This is a genomic window from Janthinobacterium sp. CG3 (genome assembly GCF_000344615.1).
GTDB lineage: Bacteria > Pseudomonadota > Gammaproteobacteria > Burkholderiales > Burkholderiaceae_D > Janthinobacterium.
Genome location: NZ_KB467824.1, coordinates 5,305,064 through 5,323,456 on the forward strand (window position 1 = coordinate 5,305,064; position 18,393 = coordinate 5,323,456).

15 protein-coding genes and 1 pseudogene are annotated in these 18,393 nt (G+C 67.8%); 5 read left to right on the top strand and 11 right to left on the bottom strand.

Translation table 11 applies throughout. The features are described from left to right. Nucleotides 1-4: 4 nt before the first annotated feature. The 3 genes from rph to hemW all read left to right on the top strand — a co-directional run bounded on the left by rph (nt 5) and on the right by hemW (nt 2,649). Entirely contained in the window at nt 5-739 is a 735-nt protein-coding gene (rph, locus tag JANGC3_RS0123610) for a ribonuclease PH (protein ID WP_017878958.1), read from the top strand. Nucleotides 740-829: 90 nt separating this feature from the next. After that, entirely contained in the window at nt 830-1,414 is a 585-nt protein-coding gene (gene rdgB / locus JANGC3_RS0123615; RefSeq protein ID WP_026133421.1) for an RdgB/HAM1 family non-canonical purine NTP pyrophosphatase, read from the top strand. Further along, nucleotides 1,411-2,649, top strand: coding sequence for a radical SAM family heme chaperone HemW (gene hemW / locus JANGC3_RS0123620; RefSeq protein ID WP_017878960.1), 1,239 nt, complete (start codon nt 1,411-1,413; stop codon nt 2,647-2,649). Before rdgB ends, hemW begins: the two co-directional genes overlap by 4 nt. Before the next feature lie 17 nt (nt 2,650-2,666). Here the strand turns inward: hemW and JANGC3_RS0123625 are convergent, their stop codons facing one another. The 7 genes and pseudogenes from JANGC3_RS0123625 to tal form a co-directional block, all read right to left on the bottom strand. Continuing rightward, nucleotides 2,667-3,803, bottom strand: coding sequence for a tetratricopeptide repeat protein (locus tag JANGC3_RS0123625; RefSeq protein ID WP_232429762.1), 1,137 nt, complete (start codon nt 3,801-3,803; stop codon nt 2,667-2,669). A 211-nt stretch (nt 3,804-4,014) separates the two neighbouring features. Then, nucleotides 4,015-4,146 (bottom strand): annotated as a pseudogene (locus JANGC3_RS31875) (methyl-accepting chemotaxis protein); the annotation flags it as partial. Next, a complete protein-coding gene (locus JANGC3_RS34180; RefSeq protein ID WP_269746277.1) occupies nt 4,113-4,244 on the bottom strand; it encodes a hypothetical protein in 132 nt (43 codons plus the stop codon). The pseudogene JANGC3_RS31875 and the gene JANGC3_RS34180, both read right to left, overlap by 34 nt. An 82-nt stretch (nt 4,245-4,326) precedes the next feature. Continuing rightward, nucleotides 4,327-5,766, bottom strand: coding sequence for an efflux transporter outer membrane subunit (locus JANGC3_RS0123635; protein WP_017878963.1), 1,440 nt, complete (start codon nt 5,764-5,766; stop codon nt 4,327-4,329). Continuing rightward, nucleotides 5,759-8,917: an efflux RND transporter permease subunit gene (locus tag JANGC3_RS0123640; RefSeq protein ID WP_017878964.1), complete on the bottom strand. Its 3,159-nt coding sequence runs from the start codon at nt 8,915-8,917 to the stop codon at nt 5,759-5,761. The genes JANGC3_RS0123635 and JANGC3_RS0123640 overlap by 8 nt, the downstream gene beginning before the upstream one ends. Before the next feature lie 14 nt (nt 8,918-8,931). Further along, a complete protein-coding gene (locus JANGC3_RS0123645) occupies nt 8,932-10,119 on the bottom strand; it encodes an efflux RND transporter periplasmic adaptor subunit (RefSeq protein ID WP_026133423.1) in 1,188 nt (395 codons plus the stop codon). 256 nt (nt 10,120-10,375) lie between these two features. Further along, entirely contained in the window at nt 10,376-11,314 is a 939-nt protein-coding gene (gene tal, locus JANGC3_RS0123650; protein WP_017878966.1) for a transaldolase, read from the bottom strand. A gap of 239 nt (nt 11,315-11,553) precedes the next feature. Between tal and JANGC3_RS29950 the strand changes: the two genes are divergently transcribed. Next, nucleotides 11,554-11,934: a hypothetical protein gene (locus JANGC3_RS29950; RefSeq protein ID WP_157406851.1), complete on the top strand. Its 381-nt coding sequence runs from the start codon at nt 11,554-11,556 to the stop codon at nt 11,932-11,934. Nucleotides 11,935-12,233: 299 nt separating this feature from the next. Here JANGC3_RS29950 and JANGC3_RS0123660 read toward each other — a convergent pair whose 3' ends face one another. From JANGC3_RS0123660 to zwf, 3 genes are read right to left on the bottom strand one after another with little or no spacing between them, the layout of a single operon-like run. After that, the gene (locus tag JANGC3_RS0123660; protein ID WP_017878968.1) at nt 12,234-13,559 is read right to left on the bottom strand and encodes an IS1182 family transposase; all 1,326 of its coding nucleotides are present in this window, start codon (nt 13,557-13,559) and stop codon (nt 12,234-12,236) included. Between the two features lie 56 nt (nt 13,560-13,615). Beyond that, entirely contained in the window at nt 13,616-14,470 is an 855-nt protein-coding gene (locus JANGC3_RS0123665) for an SIS domain-containing protein (protein ID WP_017878969.1), read from the bottom strand. Beyond that, nucleotides 14,470-15,942 carry a glucose-6-phosphate dehydrogenase gene (gene zwf / locus JANGC3_RS0123670; RefSeq protein WP_017878970.1) on the bottom strand — a complete coding sequence of 491 codons (1,473 nt, stop codon included), beginning with the start codon at nt 15,940-15,942 and terminating at the stop codon, nt 14,470-14,472. Before zwf ends, JANGC3_RS0123665 begins: the two co-directional genes overlap by 1 nt. A gap of 504 nt (nt 15,943-16,446) precedes the next feature. On the opposite strand from zwf, the gene JANGC3_RS0123675 reads away from it, so the two are divergent. Further along, complete coding sequence (locus JANGC3_RS0123675) at nt 16,447-17,403, top strand: chemotaxis protein (RefSeq protein ID WP_026133424.1); 957 nt, start codon at nt 16,447-16,449, stop codon at nt 17,401-17,403. A 72-nt stretch (nt 17,404-17,475) separates the two neighbouring features. Here JANGC3_RS0123675 and JANGC3_RS0123680 read toward each other — a convergent pair whose 3' ends face one another. Then, the gene (locus JANGC3_RS0123680) at nt 17,476-18,378 is read right to left on the bottom strand and encodes an SMP-30/gluconolactonase/LRE family protein (RefSeq protein WP_017878972.1); all 903 of its coding nucleotides are present in this window, start codon (nt 18,376-18,378) and stop codon (nt 17,476-17,478) included. Nucleotides 18,379-18,393: the final 15 nt, after the last annotated feature.

The window sequence follows — 18,393 nt, forward strand, 5'->3', positions numbered from 1 at the left end:
AACCATGTCATTTGAAACACGTCCCAGCGGCCGCGCCGTCGATGCGCTGCGCGCCATCCGCCTGAGCCGCCACTACACCAAGCACGCCGAGGGGTCGGTGCTGATCGAATGCGGCGACACCAAGGTCATTTGCACCGCCAGCATCGAGGACAAGGTGCCGGGCTTTTTGCGCGGCAAGGGGCAGGGCTGGCTGACGGCCGAATACGGCATGCTGCCGCGCTCGACGCACACGCGCATGGACCGCGAGGCCGCGCGCGGCAAGCAGTCCGGCCGGACCCAGGAGATCCAGCGCCTGATCGGCCGCTCGCTGCGCGCCGCCTTCGACCTGCAGGCCTTCGGCGAGCGCACGCTGCACCTGGACTGCGACGTGATCCAGGCCGACGGCGGCACCCGCACCGCCTCGATCACCGGCGCCATGGTGGCCGCGCACGACGCCTTCGCGCAACTGGTGGCGCGCGGCGCGATCGACGCGCTGCCGTTGAAAAGCTTCGTCGCGGCGATCTCGGTGGGCGTCTACCAGGGCATGCCGGTGCTCGACCTCGACTACGTCGAGGATGCCGGCTGCGACACCGACATGAACGTCGTCATGACCGAGGCCGGCCACTTCATCGAAGTGCAGGGCACCGCCGAGGGCGTCGCCTTCGACCGCGCCGGCATGAACCGGCTGCTGGACCTGGCGCAGGGCGGCATCGCCGACCTGATCCGCATGCAAAAACAGGCGCTCGGCCTGGGCGTATAAAAAACAGCAAGGGGACAGGCCACGCTCCAGGAAAATCTTTCTTGGAAATCGTGGTCTGTCCCCGGTTTGCACTCCTACATCGACATTTTCATGACACAACAACTGATCCTCGCTTCCAACAACGCCGGCAAACTCAAGGAATTCAACGAGCTGCTCGCCACCGTCGGCTTCGCCGCGCGCGCGCAGGGCGAATTCGACGTGCCGGAGGCCGACGAGCCCTTCGCCACCTTCGTCGAAAACGCGCTGCACAAGGCGCGCCACGCGGCGCGCCTGACCGGCCTGCCGGCGCTGGCCGACGACTCCGGCGTGTGCGCCAACGCGCTCGGCGGCGCCCCCGGCGTGTATTCGGCGCGCTACGCCGGCGAGCCGAAGTCGGACGCCCGCAACAGCGCCAAACTGGTCGCCGACCTGGCGCCGCACGCCGACAAGTCGGCGTATTATTACTGCGTGCTGGTGTTCGTGCGCCACGCCGACGACCCGCAGCCGGTGATCGCCGACGGCCGCTGGCACGGCCGGATCGTCGCCGCGCCGCGCGGCGCCGGCGGCTTCGGCTACGACCCGCATTTCTGGCTGCCGGAGCTGGACAAGTGCGCCGCCGAACTCACGGCCGACGCGAAAAACGCGCTGTCGCACCGCGGCCAGGCGCTGCGCGAATTAATCGAGAAACTGCGATGATTCCTATCAAACTGCACGGCGCCGCCAGCAAGCCCGGTCCGTCCAGCGCCGCCGCCGGCGCGCTGAAGTACCTGCAGCCGGGCGCGCTGAACCTGGCGGCGCTGCCGCCGCTGTCGCTGTACATCCATTTTCCGTGGTGCGTCAAAAAGTGCCCGTACTGCGACTTCAATTCGCACGAGGTGCGCGGCGGCTTCCCCGAGCGGGAGTACCTGGACGCGCTGCGGCTGGACTTGGAGATGGCGCTGCCGCTGATCTGGGGCCGCAAGATCTACACCATCTTCATCGGCGGCGGCACGCCCAGCCTGATGTCGGCGGCCGGCCTGGACCGGCTGATGTCGGACGTGCGCACGCTGCTGCCGCTGGACGGCGCGGTCGAGGTGACGATGGAGGCCAACCCCGGCACCTTCGAAGCTGAAAAGTTCAAGTCCTACCGCGCCAGCGGCGTCAACCGCCTGTCGATCGGCATCCAAAGCTTCAACGGCCGCCATTTGCAGGCGCTGGGGCGGATCCACGACGACCACGAGGCGCGCCGCGCGGTCGAGATCGCGCAGGCCAACTTCGACAATTTCAACCTCGACCTGATGTACGCGCTGCCGTCGCAAACGCTGGCCGAGGCCAGGCTGGACCTGGAGACGGCGCTGTCGTTCGCGCCGCCGCACCTGTCGCTGTACCACCTGACGCTGGAGCCGAACACGCTGTTCGCCAAGTACCCGCCGGTGGTGCCGGACGACGACGCCAGCGCCGACATGCAGGACATGATCGCCGAGATCAGCAAGGCGGCCGGCTTCGGCCAGTACGAGGTGTCGGCCTACGCCCAGCCGGGCCGGCGCGCGCGCCACAACCTGAACTACTGGGAGTTCGGCGACTACCTCGGCATCGGCGCCGGCGCCCACTCGAAGATCTCGTTCCCGCACCGGGTGCTGCGCCAGGCCCGCTACAAGCAGCCGAAGGCCTACCTGGAGGCGGTGAAAAACGGCAATCCGGTGCAGGACGAGGCCGAGATCGGCCGCGACGACATGGGTTTCGAGTTCATGCTCAACACCTTGCGCCTGACCGGCGGCTTCCAGCCCCAGCTGTTCAGCGAGCGCACCGGCCTGTCGCTCAACGCCATCGAGCAGACCATGAACCAGGCCGAGGCCAAGGGCTTGCTGTACCGCGACCACCGGGTCATCCGTCCGACCGAGCTGGGCCAGCGCTTCCTCAACGACCTGCAGCAAATGTTCCTCGGCGCTTGAGGGGGGGCGGCGCGCCGTCAGTGCGGCCGCAGCGCGCGCAGGCGCGCCAGCTTGCCGGCGTAGAGCTGCTGGTCGCGGCGCGTGGTGCTGGCGTCGAACGCCAGGTCGAGCTGCCGTTCGGCGCGCTCGGCCTGGCCCAGGCCGGCGTAGGCTTGCGCCAGCCAGAAATGGAACTCGTGGTAATCGGGATCGCGTTCCAGCTCCTTCAAGAACAAGGCCGCCGCGCCCTCGAAGTCGCCGCGGCGCAGCGCCGTGCGCCCCTCGTTGAAATAGGCGAACGGCGGATGCGGCAGCAGTTGCGCCAACTGGCGCCGCAGCGCCTGCGCCTCGTCGGCGCGGCCCAGCGCCGCCAGCGTCTGCGCCAGGTTGTCCATCACGCGGATGTCGGCCGGCGCGCGCGCCAGCGCCAGCGCGAAGGCGCGCCTGGCCTGCTCCAGGTCGCCGTGGCGGCGGAACGCCACGCCCAGCGTGTTGTAGGCGGCGCCGAAGCCGGGTTGCCGGCGCACCGCCGCCGCCGCCCACCAGTAGGCGTCGTCGACGCGCTCCTGCGCCAGCGCCTCGGCGGCGCGGTTGTTCATGTACATCGCCGCCACGGTGGCCTCGTCGATGGCGACGGTGCGGTAGCCGCGCGTCTGTTGCGGCGGCAGGAAGTCGATGGTCATGTTGGCGCCGGTGTCGTAGCCGATTGACTGATCGAGCTTGCCCGTTCCCAGCACCAGGTTGACGTGGCCGCTGACGAAATACAGTTCGCCGTTGCGGCTCCAGTTCTCGTCGGCCAGCACGCTCTGGTACTGCACCCGCAGCCCCATTTCACCGGCCAAGGCGGCCGTCATCAGCACCAGCGACAGGCAGTTGCCGGCGCGCGCCTCGAAGGTCTGGGCGGCGTCGTATTCGAGCTTGAGCTGGCCTTTGCTGTAGAGCGCGTCGAACAGCACCTGGCGCGGATTCCTGCCGCGCGTCCTGGGCACGATATGCTGGCGCAGGTACTGCCGCATCGGTTCGCTCACGGCGAAGATGGCGGCGGCGTCGATCGCTTCGGACGGCGCGCGGAACCGCGCGTCGGCGAACAGCCCCGGCGGGGGCGGCGCCGGCGGCGCCGTCGCGCAGGCGGCGAGCAGGGCGCACAGCAACGCCAACGCGGCCCGGATTCTCATGCGGCGTCTCCTTCGGCGCGGACGAGAACGAAGGCGGTGCGCCGTGCGTCCAGTATCCGCGCCTGCGAGTCGCCTGTCAAACAAGCTCGGCACAGACCAGCCACCGCGAGCGAGGCAAGCAACCGCGGGGCCAGGTCTCAGCATAACGGTTTGCTTGCCTTAAAAACCGCCATATCGAAACCTGGCCCCGGGGTTGTGGCGTGCCGGCCCGGGCGGCGGCCGAGCGCTGCGCCAGGTTGCGCACCTCGGTGGCGACGACGGCGAAGCCGCGGCCCTGTTCGCCGGCCCGCGCCGCTTCGACGGCGGCGTTCAGCGCCAGGATGTTGGTCTGGAAGGCTCCATCGAGGCGGCGGTTTCCTCCAGCGAGCTGGCTTGCTGCTCGGTGCGCGGTTCGCACTGGCGCGCGCGCTGGCCGAGGCGGATACGAATGGGTGGCGACATCGACTAGTCCCGGGAAAGCGCGATTCGGAAGGCGGATAGGGCATTCTAGCCAGCCGCGCCGGCCCGGGCCGCGGATTGGCGCCTATTCCACGCCGCCGCCGAGGGCCCGGTACAGGTCGATCGCTGTGGTGGTGCGCAGCAGCCGCGCCTGCACCAGCGACTGCTCGGCGCTGAACAGTTCGCGCTGGGCGTCGAGCACGTCGAGGGCGCTGGCGACGCCGTTGTCGAAGCGCAGTTGCAGCAGCGCCAGGCGTTCGCCCTGGGCTTCGCGCACGGCGCGCTGCGCCGCCACCTGCTCGCCCAGGTAGGCGCGCGCGGCCAGCGCGTCGGCCACTTCGCGAAACGCCACCTGGATGGTTTTTTCGTAGTCGGCCACGGCGATGTTCTTGCGCGTGTCGGCGAGGCTCAGGTTGGCGCGGTTGCGGCCGCCGTCGAAGATCGGCAGCAGCAGTTGCGGCGCGAACGACCAGTTGCCCGAGCCGCTGTCGAACAGGCCGGAAAAGGCCGGGCTGGCGCTACCCAGCGCCGCCGTCAGGCTCAGGCGCGGGAAGAAGGCGGCGCGCGCGGCGCCGATGTTGGCGTTGGCCGCCTTCAGGCGCAGCTCGGCGGCACGGATGTCGGGCCGGCGCGCCAGCAGCTCGGACGGCAGGCCGGCCGGCAGCGCGTTCATGGCGTCGAGCGCGGCGTCGTCCGGCGCGGCGCCAGCCGGGACCGTCGTCGGCGTCGCCGCGGGCGCCTGGCCGACCAGCAGCGTCAGCGCGTTTTCCGCCTGCGCGCGCTGGCGCGCCAGCGTCAGCGCCGTCGCGCGCGCGCCCTGGTACAGCGTTTCGTTCTGGCGCAGGTCGAGCCGCGACGCGGCGCCGGCTTCGAGCCGGCGCCGGGTCAGCTCGAAGGTGCGCTCGCGCCCGGCCAGGGTCTGCGCCGCCAGCGCGTACTGTTCGGCCAGCGCGCGTTCGGTGAAGTAGGCTTTCGCGGTTTCCGCCACCACGGCGAGGTGCGCGGCCTGGCGCGCCTCCTCCGTGGCCAGGTACAGCGACAGCGCGGCCTGGCCCAGGCTGCGCACCCGGCCCAGGTAGTCGAGTTCGAACGTGGGCATGCTCAGGCCGGCGTCGAAGCGCTCGCCGACGCCGGCCCGGCCGTTCTGGCCGAGCGCGGCGGGCGCGCGCGCGCGCGTGGCGCCCAGGGCCGCGTTCAGCGTGGGCAGGCGCTCGGCCGAGGCCAGGCCGTATTGCGCGCGCGCCTCCTCGATGCGCAGCGCCGCCGTGCGCAGGTCGCGGTTGTGCTCCAGCGCCGCGGCGATCAACTGCCGCAGGCGCGGGTCGCTGAAGAAGCCGCGCCAGCCGATGTCGGCGGCGCTGGCGCCGGCGCCGGCCAGCTCCGGGCCGGCCGCCGGGTAGGCCGGCGCCACCGGCGCGTCCGGGCGCTGGTAGGGCGGCGCCAGCGCGCAGCCGGCCAGCAGGGCCAGCGCGCCGATGGCGCCGAGGCGCCGCGGGGAGGGGAGGGCGGGGCCGCGCTTAATCATGTGCTTTCTCCGCTGGCGTCTCCAGCTTGTCGAGTTCGTGGGCGGCGAGGCGGCGCTGGCGCTCGCTGCCTTTGAACGTTTTGCGTATCACGACGAAAAACACCGGCACCAGGAACACCGCCAGCACGGTGGCGGTGATCATGCCGCCCATGACGCCGGTGCCGATGGCGCGCTGGCTGGCCGAACCGGCGCCGCTGGCCACTACCAGCGGCAGCACGCCGAGGATGAAGGCCAGCGAGGTCATGATAATCGGGCGGAAGCGCAGGTGCACCGCCTCCAGCGTCGCCTCGACCAGGCCCATGCCCTGGGCCTGCAGGTCCTTGGCGAACTCGATGATCAGGATCGCGTTTTTGGCCGACAGGCCGATGATGGCGATCAGGCCAACCTTGAAGTAGACGTCGTTGGGCAGGCCGCGGATGGTGGCGCCGAGCAGCGCGCCGAGTATACCCAGCGGCACCACCAGCAGCACCGCGACCGGTATCGATTCGCTCTCGTACAGCGCGGCCAGCACCAGGAAGGCCGCCAGCAGCGACAGCGCGAACAGCGCCGGCGCCTGCGAGCCCGAGGTCTTCTCTTCGAGCGACTGGCCGGTCCATTCGATGCCGAAGCCGGCCGGCAGTTGCGCCGCCAGCCGCTCCAGCTCGTCCATCGCCTCGCCGGTGCTGCGCCCCGGCGAGGCGTCGCCCGACAGCTTGATGGCCGGGTAGCCGTTGTAGCGCACCAGTTGCACCGGGCCGACGCTCCAGCGGGTGCGCGCGAAGGAGGCGAACGGCACCATGTTGCCGGCGCCGCTGCGCACGTGCAGTTTCAGGATGTCCTCCGGCTGCAGCCGGGTCGGCGCGTCGGCTTGGATGACGACGCGCTGCTGCCGCCCGCCGCTGGCGAAGTCGTTGACGTAGGACGAGCCGAGCGCGTTCGACAGCATGCTGTTGATGTCGGCGAAGGACACGCCCAGCGCGTTGGCCTTGTCGCGGTCGACCTCCAGGCGCAGCAGCGGCGCGTCCTCCAGCCCCTCCGGGCGCAGGCCGCGCAAAACCGCGCTCTTGCCGGCCATGCCGAGCAGTTCGTTGCGCGCGGCCAGCAGCGCCTCGTGGCCCAGGCCGGCGCGGTCTTGCAGGCGCGCGGTGATGCCGGTGGCGTTGCCCAGCTCGCGGATCGGCGGCGGGCTGAGCGGATAGACGATGGCGTCGGCGATGCCCGACAGCGCGCCGAACGCGCGCCCGGCGATGGCCGTGGCCGACTGCTCCGGCGTGCGCTCGCCCCAGTCCTTCAGCGGCACGAACACCAGGCCGGCGTTCTGGCCGTTGCCGGAAAAGCTGAAGCCGGCCACGCTGATGGTGCGCGCCACCCCCGGCTGCTTTTTGAAATAGGCTTCGACCTGGTCGAGCGCCGCCAGCGTGCGGCTGGTCGAGGCGCCGGCCGGCAGCTGCACGTTGGTCACCAGGTAGCCCTGGTCCTCGTTGGGCAGGAAGGACGAGGGCAGGCGCTGGTACAGCCAGGCCACGCAGACCAGGATCAGCGCGAAGATCGCCAGGTAGCGCCCGCTGCGCGTGAGGACGCCCGCGACCATGCCCTGGTAGCCCGTGGCGGTGCGCTGGAAGCCGCGGTTGAACCAGCCGAAGAAGCCCTTTTTGGCGTGCTGGCCGGGCGCCACCGGTTTCAGGATGGTGGCGCACAGCGCCGGCGTCAGGGTCAGCGCCATCAGCGCCGAGAAGACCATCGCCGACACCATCGCCAGCGAGAACTGGCGGTAGATCGCGCCGACCGCGCCGCCGAAGAAGGCCATCGGGATGAACACCGCGATCAGCACCAGCGTGATGCCGATGATGGCGCCGGTGATCTGCGACATCGCCTTGCGGGTCGCCTCGCGCGGGCCCAGCCCCTCCTCGGTCATGATGCGTTCGACGTTTTCGACGACGACGATGGCGTCGTCGACCAGGATGCCGATCGCCAGCACCATGCCGAACATGGTCAGCACGTTGATCGAGAAGCCGAACATCTGCATCGCCGCGAAGGTGCCCATCAGCGCCACCGGCACGACGATGGTCGGGATCAGCGTGTAGCGGAAGTTTTGCAGGAACAGGTACATCACCAGGAACACCAGCAGCACCGCCTCGAACAGGGTCTTGACCACCTCTTCGATGGAGATGCGCACGAAGGTCGAGGTGTCGTAGGGGATGGTGTATTTGACGCCGGGCGGGAAATATTTGGCCAACTGCTCCATCTTGGCCTTGACCGCGTCGGCGGTGGCCAGCGCGTTGCCGGTCAGCGACAGCTGCACCGCGACGGCGGCGAAGGGCTGGCCGTTCAGGCGCGCGCTGGTGCCGTAGTTCTGCCCGCCCAGCTCGATGCGCGCGACGTCGGCCAGGCGCGCCGTCGAGCCGTCCGGGTTGGCGCGCAACACCACCTTGCCGAACTCCTCGGGCGAGGACAACTGGCCGCTGACCACCACCGGCGCCGAATAGGTTTGCGTGGACGGGCTGGGCAGGTCGCCCAGCGTACCCGAGGTCACCTGCGCGTTCTGCGCGCGGATCGCCGCGGCGACGTCGGCCATCGTCAGCTTCAGGCCGACCAGCTTGGCCGGGTCGATCCACACGCGCATGGCGCGCTCGGTGCCGAACAACTGGGCCTGGCCGACGCCGGGCAGGCGCTTGATCTCGTTGACGACGTTGCGCGCCATGTAGTCGCCCAGCGCGGTCGGGTCGAGTTTGCCGTCGCTGGACGACAGGCCGACGAACATCAGGATATTGCTGCGCGCCTTGTTCACCTGCACGCCCTGCTGCGCCACCGCCTGCGGCAGGCGCGCCTCGATGCGCTTGATGCGGTTTTGCACGTCGACCGCCGCCAGGTCCGGGTTGACGTTCGGCTGGAAGGTGATGGTGATCGTCACCTGGCCGTTGGCCTCGCTTTGCGACTCGACGTATTGCAAGCCGTCGGCGCCGTTCATCTCCTGCTCGATGACGCTGGTGACGGCGTCGTCGAGCACCTGCGCGGTGGCGCCCGGATAGGCGGCCGTGACGACGATGGACGGCGGCGCGATGGTCGGGTACTGCGCCACCGGCAGCTTGGTGATGGAGAGCGCGCCGCCGAGTAGGATGAACAGCGCGATGACCCAGGCGAAGACGGGGCGGTCGATGAAGAACTTGGCCATCTGGTCTCCCGGGCTTATGGCTTGGCGGCGGCGGGCGGCGCCGGCTGCCACGGCACCGGCTTGACGACGGCGCCCGGCTTGGCCTTCTGGAAGCCCTCGACGATGATGCGCTCGCCGCCCTTCAGGCCGGCGCTGACGACCCACAGATTGCCCTGGGCGACGTCGGCCGTGACCGGGCGCGGCGTCACCTTGTTGTCGGCGCCGACCAGCATCACGCTGGCGCCCTCGGGGTTGCGCACCACGGCCTGCTGCGGCACCGTGATGGCGGCCTCCTGGACGGCCTGTTCGAGCCGGGCGCGCACGTACATACCGGGCAGCAGGGTGCGCTGCGGGTTGGGGAATTCGGCCCGCATCGCCACCGCGCCCGAGCTTTCGTCGACGGCGACGTCGGCGAACAGCAGCTTGCCGGTGTGCGGATAGGCTTGGCCGTCCTCGGTAAACAGGGTCACTTTGGCCTGGCCGGAGCCGGCGCTTTTCAGCTGGCCGCCGGCCAGCGCGCGTTGCAGGCGCAGCAATTCGGTGGACGACTGCGTCACCGTCACGTACACCGGGTCGAGCTGCTGGATGGTGGCCATCGGCGTCGCCTCGCCCTGGCCGACCAGCGCGCCCTCTGTCACCAGCGCGCGCCCGACCCGCCCGGCGATGGGCGCCGTGACGGTGGCGTAGCCGAGCGTGATGCCGGCGTTCTGCCGCGCCGCGGTGGCCGTGGCCAGGTCGGCGGCGGCCTGCTTCTGCGCGGTGACGGCGTCGTCGTGCTCCTGCGCGCTGACGGCGCCGGCGGCCAGCAGCGGCTTGTAGCGTTTGGCTTTCAGATCGGCCTGCGCCAGGTTGGCCTGGGCCTTCAGCACGGCCGCCTGGGCGCTGTCGTAGCTGGCCTGGTAGCTGGCCGGGTCGATGCGGAACAGCACCTCGCCGGCCTTGACCTCGCCGCCCTCCTTGAACACCCGCCGCAGCACGATGCCGGGGGTGCGCGCGCGCACCTGGGCCACGCGCGACGCCTCGACCCGGCCCGGCAGCTCGGTGCTCAGGGTCAGCGCGGCGGCGGCGACACTGACCACGGCGACGGTCGGCGGCGGCGGCGCGCCGCCGGCGCCCGGCCCCGGGCCCGGACCGGCGTTCTTTTCGCCGCAGCCGGCCAGCAGGGACAAGGCGAGGGTGAGGGCGGCGGCGCAAACGGACGTGGAACGCGGAACAGAGCTCATGGATGTCTCGTATAAGGTAGGCGTTGGTAAGCGCGCACCGCCCTGTATCGCGTGCAAGGCAGAAGCTGAAACGATATTAATACAATGGCAAAATTCCTAGTTTTCGATTGTTTATTTGTCGTGGCGGCCACGCGATTGCCGGCGCCACGCGTGGGCACGAGGGCGTACCCACCCTACGTCGGCATACGCGGCAAAAAAAAGCGGCAGCGACAACGGGATGCCGTCGTCGCTGCCGCTTTTCCAGGGCGCGAACGACTTAGCGCAGCGCAGCGATCATTTGCTTCAGCTTGCCCGAATCGGCGCAGAACGCGCGGATACCCTCGGCCAGCTTTTCGGTTGCCATCTGGTCTTCGTTGAGCATGAAACGGAAGGTCTTCTCGTCCAGGGTCATCTTCACCATGCCGGCGCCGCTGGCGGTGTCGGAACCCAGCTTGCGCACCACGAACGGCGCGTCGGTGTCGGCCAGCTTTTGCAGCAGGTCCGGGCTGATGGTGAGCAGGTCGCAGCCGGCCAGTTCCAGGATTTGCGAGGTGTTGCGGAAGCTCGCGCCCATCACCTCGGTCTTGTAGCCGAACTTGCGGTAGTAGTTGTAGATGCGCTTGACCGACTGCACGCCCGGATCTTCGGCGCCGAGGTAGTCGATGCCGGTGGACTTCTTGTGCCAGTCGTAGATGCGGCCGACGAAGGGCGAGATCAGTTGCGCGCCGGCTTCGGCGCAGGCGATCGCCTGGCCCAGCGAGAACAGCAAGGTCATGTTGCAGCGGATGCCGTCGCGTTCCAGGATTTCGGCGGCGCGGATGCCTTCCCAGGTGGCGGCCATCTTGATGAGCACGCGCTCGCGGGCGATGCCGGCTTTTTCGTACAGCGCGATCAGCTCGCGGCCCTTGGCCACGGTGCCGTCGGTGTCGAACGACAGGCGGGCGTCGACTTCGGTCGAGACGCGCCCCGGGATGATTTTCAGGATTTCGACGCCGAAGGCGATCAGCAGATGGTCGATGATCTCGCCGGTGGACGCCTGCGGGCGCTCGCGCACGGCTTTTTCCAGCAGCGGCTGGTATTCGGGTTTTTGCACCGCCTTGAGGATCAGCGACGGGTTGGTCGTCGCGTCGCGCGGCGTGTACGCCTTGATCGATTGGAAGTCGCCGGTGTCGGCCACCACTGTAGTAAGTTGCTTGAGCTGTTCGAGTTGGTTCATGGCTACGCTAATAAAAGGGTGACGGGACCTGCCGGAGTATTGTACCCAATCCGGCGCGACAGCGATGTATTAATGCCAAGCAAGTGTGGCGCGCCGGCCCGGACGCCGCGTTCGCGCTTTCCCGACGCCAATTTGACGCTTTCCGAAAGCTAACGTGCGCCTGCGCCGCGGCGCCAACGTATATATTGGCCGCTGGCCCGACGAGCGGGCGGCCGCGGCAACGACGAAGGAGAGAGCACATGCCTACAGACGACAAAATGAAACCGGCCGGAGCAAGCGCCAAACCGGACAAATCGGCGGGCGAGGGCGCGCCGGCGGACCCGGTCCGCTCGGAGGCCCTGCTGCCGGTTGATCGCGATCAAGCCGACGACGACCGTTTCGCGGTGGCGGAGGAGGTCAATATGGACCAGCAATCGGACGACGCGCGCAAGGTCGGCCAGATGCCCGACGCCGTTCCGGGCAAGGCGAAGCCGGCGGCGCCGGACACCCTGGCCGAGGCGCTCGACAACGAAGGCCGTCCCGCGGGCGAGGGCGGCGCCGGCGCCCGGCCGCCGCAGCCAGGCAAGGAGGAACTGCGCCTGATGGCGGACACGATGCCGGGCGCCGGACCCGGCGATTGAAATTGACGACGCCTTGCGCGCCGTGCTTTGCAGCCAAGTTCGACATGCCTACAATGGCCGATAGCCAGCGCGACTGGGAGGCGGCGACGAGGCGTTGGGCGGCTACAAGGGACTGATGAACGTTGAGGATGGCCAGCAGTTTGGTTCCGGGCTAGGAGTCTGCGCGGCAGACAATTCTTGCGCTGACCATGTGACGCGCTTCTTTGCCTGCGTCGATGGCGATTCACTTTCGCACTCGAAAGTGGAATGAAATAGGAGCCTGAGAGTGGGGATTGGACGGACTTTCGCCCTTTCAGGTCTTACGCGGACAGCATTTTCGCCATGCGCCGCAGGTTCAGCGCGGTGCAGACGAGTTTCCACTCGGCCTGAGCCTTCGCCAGTCCTCGCATGCTAAATTGCCGGAACCCGAGTACGCTTTTCACCCAAGCGTTGGGCGGTTCCGAGATCCACTTGCGTTTTCGGTAAGCCGCCTGGATCGTCGCGGATCTGAACTTGTCTGCCATGGCGGCACACAAAGGCCGCTTTTTCGGATCGATTACCGCTTCCTGCTTGCCGATGCGTCCGAGTGCCACAATCAGTTCGGACGGGTGAGCGCGTAGTTGCTCGAACATGGCTTCCGAGCGATAGCCTGCATCGGCGAGCACCAGCTCGGCATCGTCACCGACGTTGCGCTTTACCGCTGCGAGCACCGACGCCAGTTGCCCACTGTCAGCCGCACTATTGACGAGTTTGGCCGCCACGATGATGTGGGCGCTCTCGTCGACTGCAGCTTGGGCGTTGTACGCATAGTCGAAGCCGCCGCCGGCGCGCTTCATGATACGGCTTTCCGGATCGGTAAAATTCTCTTGGGCGTCGGGCTTGGGTTCGCCGAACTTGTATTTAAAACGCGACTTCTTCTTTGGCTTGCCAGAGTCCTCGGGCGGCACATCTTCGTCATCGCTACGGCCGCGCGCGATATCGGCCTGGCGTTGGCGATCTTCAAGACGCGCACGGGCAGCGCGGATGACGGCAAGGCGGTCCTCGCGCCTTGCGATCTCCGCCGGGATATCGAGTTCCGGCTCGTTTTTTTCGGCGGCATCCGCCGCTCTGGCCCTGGCCAGCAACGCGTCGATTTGATCCTTGAGCTCACGCTCGGCCTTTTGCATCCGGTCGTAGCTCATCGCTTTGTGGCGCGATGCGTTGGCCTTGATCTTGGTGCCATCGACACCGATCGTGCCAAGCTTGACCAAGCCGCACTCTTTCGCCATCTTCACTACCTGTACGAACAGGTCCGACAGTTCCTTCAAGTGGATCGCGCGGAAATCGCAAATTGTTCGGTGCGCCGGATAGTTGTCAGCGGCGAGCATACGCAACGCCACGTCCTCGTACAGCTTTCGGGCCAGCTTGCGTGATGAGAACACACCGGTTGCATACCCGTACACAAGTATTTTGACCATCATCGCCGGATTAAATGGCTGGTTGCGGGACCCGCCCCCTGCATACCGCGCGTGAAAGGCGGACAGGTCGAGCGAGTCGACAGTGTCGCTAACGAAGTAGGCCAGGTGCCCCTCAGGGAGCCAATCTTGCAAAGCATGGGGAAGCAGCATCTGTTGATGCTGATTGTAGGGCAGGTAGCTCGTCGTCATTCGACAAGTTTACCTCGTCCCCATTCCGATTGCATCAGTTTCTGCCGCGCAGACTCCTAGCCGATGAAGGAGTCGAACTGCATGTCGAATTCTTGCAGCGCCTTTTGCGCGTTCTGCATCTTTTTGCGGAACTCGGGGCCGCGCTGCAGGGCCAGGCCGACCGCCAGTACGTCGATGACGACCAGGTAGGCCAGCCGCGCCGAGATCGGCGTGTACGGGTCGATGTTGAAGACCAGGTCGATCGGGATCAACACCGTGGCCAGGTCGGCCAGCGGCGTGCCCGACGGCGCCAGCACGATGACGTCGGCGCCGCCGCGGCGGGCCAGCTTGACCGAGCGCACCAGCGCCGGGCTGTTGCCGCGCTGCGAGATGGCGACCACCGCGTCGCCGCTGCGCAGCAGCGCCGCGGCGATGCTGTGGATGTTCGGGTCGGCGTAGGCCACCGTCGGCACGCCGGAGCGGAAGAATTTGTGCTGGGCGTCGGCGGCGACGATGCCCGACGTGCCCTGGCCGTAGAACTCGATCTTGCTGGCGCGCGACAGGATGTCGAGCGCGCGCTGGATCGCCTCCGGGTTCAGGTTGTTGCGCAGGTCGAGCAGGGTGTTGATCGAGCGGCTGCAAATCTTGTTGACGAGGTCGGCCGCCAGGTCGTCCTGGGCCGGTTGCTCGTTGGCGCCCGGCATGGCCAGCGCCAGGCCCTGCGCCAGCTTCAGCTTGAATTCGTGCCAGCCGTCGTAGCCCAGGGTGCGGCAAAAGCGCACCACCGTCGGCTCCGACACGCCGGCGCTCTTGGCCAGCGCCGTGATGTTCTGGCTCACGGTCTGGGTCGGCTGCTCCAGCACCGCCAGCGCGACTTTTTTCTCCGACTTCGAGAGCGAATCGAGCTGGGTGCGGATCGAGTCGAGTAGCATCAGTCTTCCGGCAGCGCTTCTTCGCGCCATTGCAAGCCGTCGCGCCCGATCAGGGCGCTGGCCGCGGCCGGGCCCCAGGTGCCGGCGGTGTACGGAATCGGCGCGTTGTCGCTGTCTTCCCAATGGTCGAGGATCGGTTCGACCCATTCCCACGCCGCCTCCAGCTCGTCGCCGCGCATGAACAGCGTCAGCTGGCCGCGCAGCACGTCGAGCAGCAGGCGCTCGTAGGCGTCCATGCGCGGCGTCTTGAACGATTCGCGGAAGTCCAGTTCCAGCTCGGCCGGTTTCAGGCGCATGCCGTCGCCCGGCGTCTTGGCCATCAGGTTCATGCGCAGGCCCTCGTCCGGCTGCAGGCGGATCACCAGGCAGTTCGGCTGGAAGCTCGAGGTCGGCTGGGCGAAGATCGAGTGCGGGATCGGCTTGAAGCGCACGACGATCTCGGCCAGGCTGTCGGCCATGCGCTTGCCGGTGCGCAGGTAGAACGGCACGCCGGCCCAGCGCCAGGTGTCGATTTCAGCCTTCAGCGCGACGAAGGTCTCGGTGTGCGAGTGCTCGGGCGCGTCCGGCTCGTCGCGGTAGCTCGGCACGGCCTTGCCGTCGACGTGGCCGGCGCGGTACTGGCCGCGCACGATGTTTTGCGCCAGCGTGGTCGGGGTGAATTTTTTCAGCGAGCGCAGCACCTGCAGCTTGGAGTCGCGCACCGCGTCCGACGAGATCGACGTCGGCGGTTCCATCGCCACGATACACAGCAGTTGCAGCAGATGGTTTTGCAGCATGTCGCGCAGCGCGCCGGAGGTGTCGTAGTAACCCATGCGGTTGCCGACGCCGAGCTTCTCGGCGATGGTGATCTGCACGTCGGAAATCCATTCGCGGCGCCACAGCGGCTCGAACAGGATGTTGCCGAAGCGCAGGGCCATCAGGTTCTGTACGGTTTCCTTGCCCAGGTAGTGGTCGATGCGGTAGATCTGCGTTTCGGCGAAGACCTGGCCGACTTCGGCGTTGATCTGCTTGGCGCTGGCGAGGTCGCGCCCGAGCGGCTTTTCCAGCACCACGCGCGAGTTCGGCGTGACCAGCGAGTTGGCGGCCAGGTTGTCACAGATTTGCGCGAACAGGTGCGGCGGCGTGGCCAGGTAGTAGACCCGGGTCAGGGCCGGCTCCGGGCGCAACGCCGCCACCAGCGGCGCGTAGCTGTCGGCGTCGGTGGCGTTGAGCGAGACGTAGACGATGCGCTGGCAGAACTTGGTCCAGGCCGGCGCCGTCAGCGTGGTGGCCTTGATGTGCGGCTTCGAGTTCGCTTCGACGGTCTTCAGGAACTCGTCCTGGCCGCAATCCTGGCGGCCGACGCAAATGATGCGTGAGCTCGCCGGCAAGTCGTTGGCGACGTCGCGCGCGTACATCGCCGGCAGCAACTTGCGCATGGATAAGTCGCCGCTGCCGCCAAACAGAACCAGGTCAAAATCGGAAAGAGCCATAATATGAGAGTCGTCGCAAAAGTAAAGGGGCCGGAGGAGGTGCGCAGGGTGTCGCGCTGCCGGCAGTCTGGAACCCGACGCGGGCATTTATGTAAATTTACTACGTAGATGTGACGAATGCAAGTAATTTTACTACATTGCAGCCATGTTCGGCCATCGGGGGCGCTGCCGCGCGCACCCGGACGGCCCATTATATGCCGATCCGCCGGCGCCGGGCGGGCGCTTGCGGCGCCGGGCTTGGCCGCCGCAAGCGCGGCGCCGGCCGCTTTGGCGCCGCTGCAACATGCGGACATAAAAGTGTGAGGCGGGACAGTGGAACGGCAAATATATTATTGCCCGCGAACAAATTTCCGTATAATCAAATCGACCGATTACCCCGTTTGGGCGTGCCCTTGCGTGCCTTCCGATGCGCCTGGGGCGATGCCCCGGGGCCGCCGCAACAGACCGGTGCGCACTACAAGCCGGCGCCCACACCACATTCGCACCTTTACAACAGGGGACACCATGAGTTCAATGCAGCAAGACGTCGATGAACGCACCAGCCTGACTGGCAACAACAAGTTCGAATTGTTCCTGTTCCGCCTGGGCACCAGCGAGAATTCGACCCAGCGCGAGCTGTTCGGCATCAACGTGTTCAAGGTGCGCGAGATCATGGAAATGCCGCAGGTGACCGCGGTGGCCGGCTCGCATCCGCACATGCTGGGGGTGGTCAACATCCGCGGCCAGATCGTGCCGGTGATCGACTTGCCGATGGCCGTCGGCTGCACCGCCAGCAACGGCCTGCGCATCCTGATGGTGACCGAATTCGCCCGCTCGACCCAGGCCTTCGCGGTCGAGGAAGTCGACGAGATCGTGCGCCTGGAGTGGAACCAGGTGCTGTCGGCCGAGCAGACCGTCGGCGGCGGCCTGATCACCAGCATCGCCCGCCTCGACGGCGACACCGACAAGACCCGCCTGGCCCAGGTGCTCGACGTCGAGCAGATCCTGCGCAACGTATTGCCGTCCGGCGACCCGGACGTCGACAAGAGCAGCATCGGCCCGCAAGTGCGCCTGCCGGTCGGCGCGGTCATTTTGGCGGCCGACGACTCGTCGCTGGCGCGCTCGCTGATCGAACAGGGCCTGACGGCGATGGGCACGCCGTACATCATGACCAAGACCGGCAAGGAAGCGTGGGAGAAATTGCAGGCCATGTCGGACCAGGCCATCACCGAGGGCAAGACCGTCAAGGACAAGGTCGCGCTGGTGCTGACCGACCTGGAGATGCCGGAGATGGACGGGTTCACGCTGACGCGCAACATCAAGACCGACACGCGCTTCGCCGGCATCCCGGTGGTGATCCACTCGTCGCTGACGGGCTCGACCAACGAAGACCACGTCAAGGGCGTCGGCGCCGACGCCTACGTCGCCAAGTTCGTCGCGGCGGAACTGGCCGCGACCATCCGCAAGGTGCTGGCCAAGTAAGGTTGCCCAGGTTTTGTCGGTCGGCTTACGCCCCCTGGGCTAACCCGACCGACGAAAATCCGCCCGTCGATATTAAGGGATATATGCCGGTTCGGCGCGTCCCGCCACGTCCACCCGCAGCGACAGCACGCAGCCCGACAGCGGATGCGCCGCCAATTCTTCGGCCGAGCGCTTGTAGCTGGCGCTGGTGATATACAGCGTGCGCAAGTCGGCGCCGCCGAACGCCACCATGGTCGGGCAGCGCACCGGCAGCGCCACTTCGCGCAGCAGCGTGCCGTCCGGCGCGATGCACAACACCCGCCCGCCCTCGAACATCGCGCACCAGTAGTTGCCTTCGCTGTCGACGGCCGCGCCGTCCGGCCGGCCGCCGTAGTGGTTGGCCTTGTCGGTCGAAAAACGCTGGAATTCGACCGCGTCGGCCACCGTGCCCGCTTGCAGGTCGAAGCTGTAGCGGTCGATGCGGTGGGTGGTGGTGTCGGCGTGGTACAGGCTGCGCTGGTCCGGGCTGAAACCGAGGCCGTTCGAGACCGTCATGCCGCCCGACCAGACCAGCCGGGTCTTGCCCCGTTCCAGGCAAAACATCTGCGCCGCCTGCCGGTCGCGCGGCTCGTAGATGGTGCCGACCCAGAAGCGCCCGGCGGCGTCGGCGCGGCCGTCGTTGAAGCGGGTGGTGGCGGTGTCGTACGGCGCCGGCGCGATCTGCGTGACGGCGCCGCTGTCGGTGTCGAGGTGGGCGAAGCCGCTGCGCAGCGCCACCAGCAGTCCGCCGCCGGCGTGGCGCGCCAGCGCCGACGGCTCGCACTCCATGCGCCAGGTGCGCCGCGCGCCGCTGGCCGGGTCGAGCCGGTGCACGCTGAAACCTTCGATGTCGACCCAGTACAGGGCCGCCTCTTCGGCGTGCCACAGCGGGCATTCGCCCACTTGCATGGCGCCGTCGCAGGCCGCTTCGATGGCGGCCGCGGTGTGATTCGTCATAGTCGTGTCCTTGCG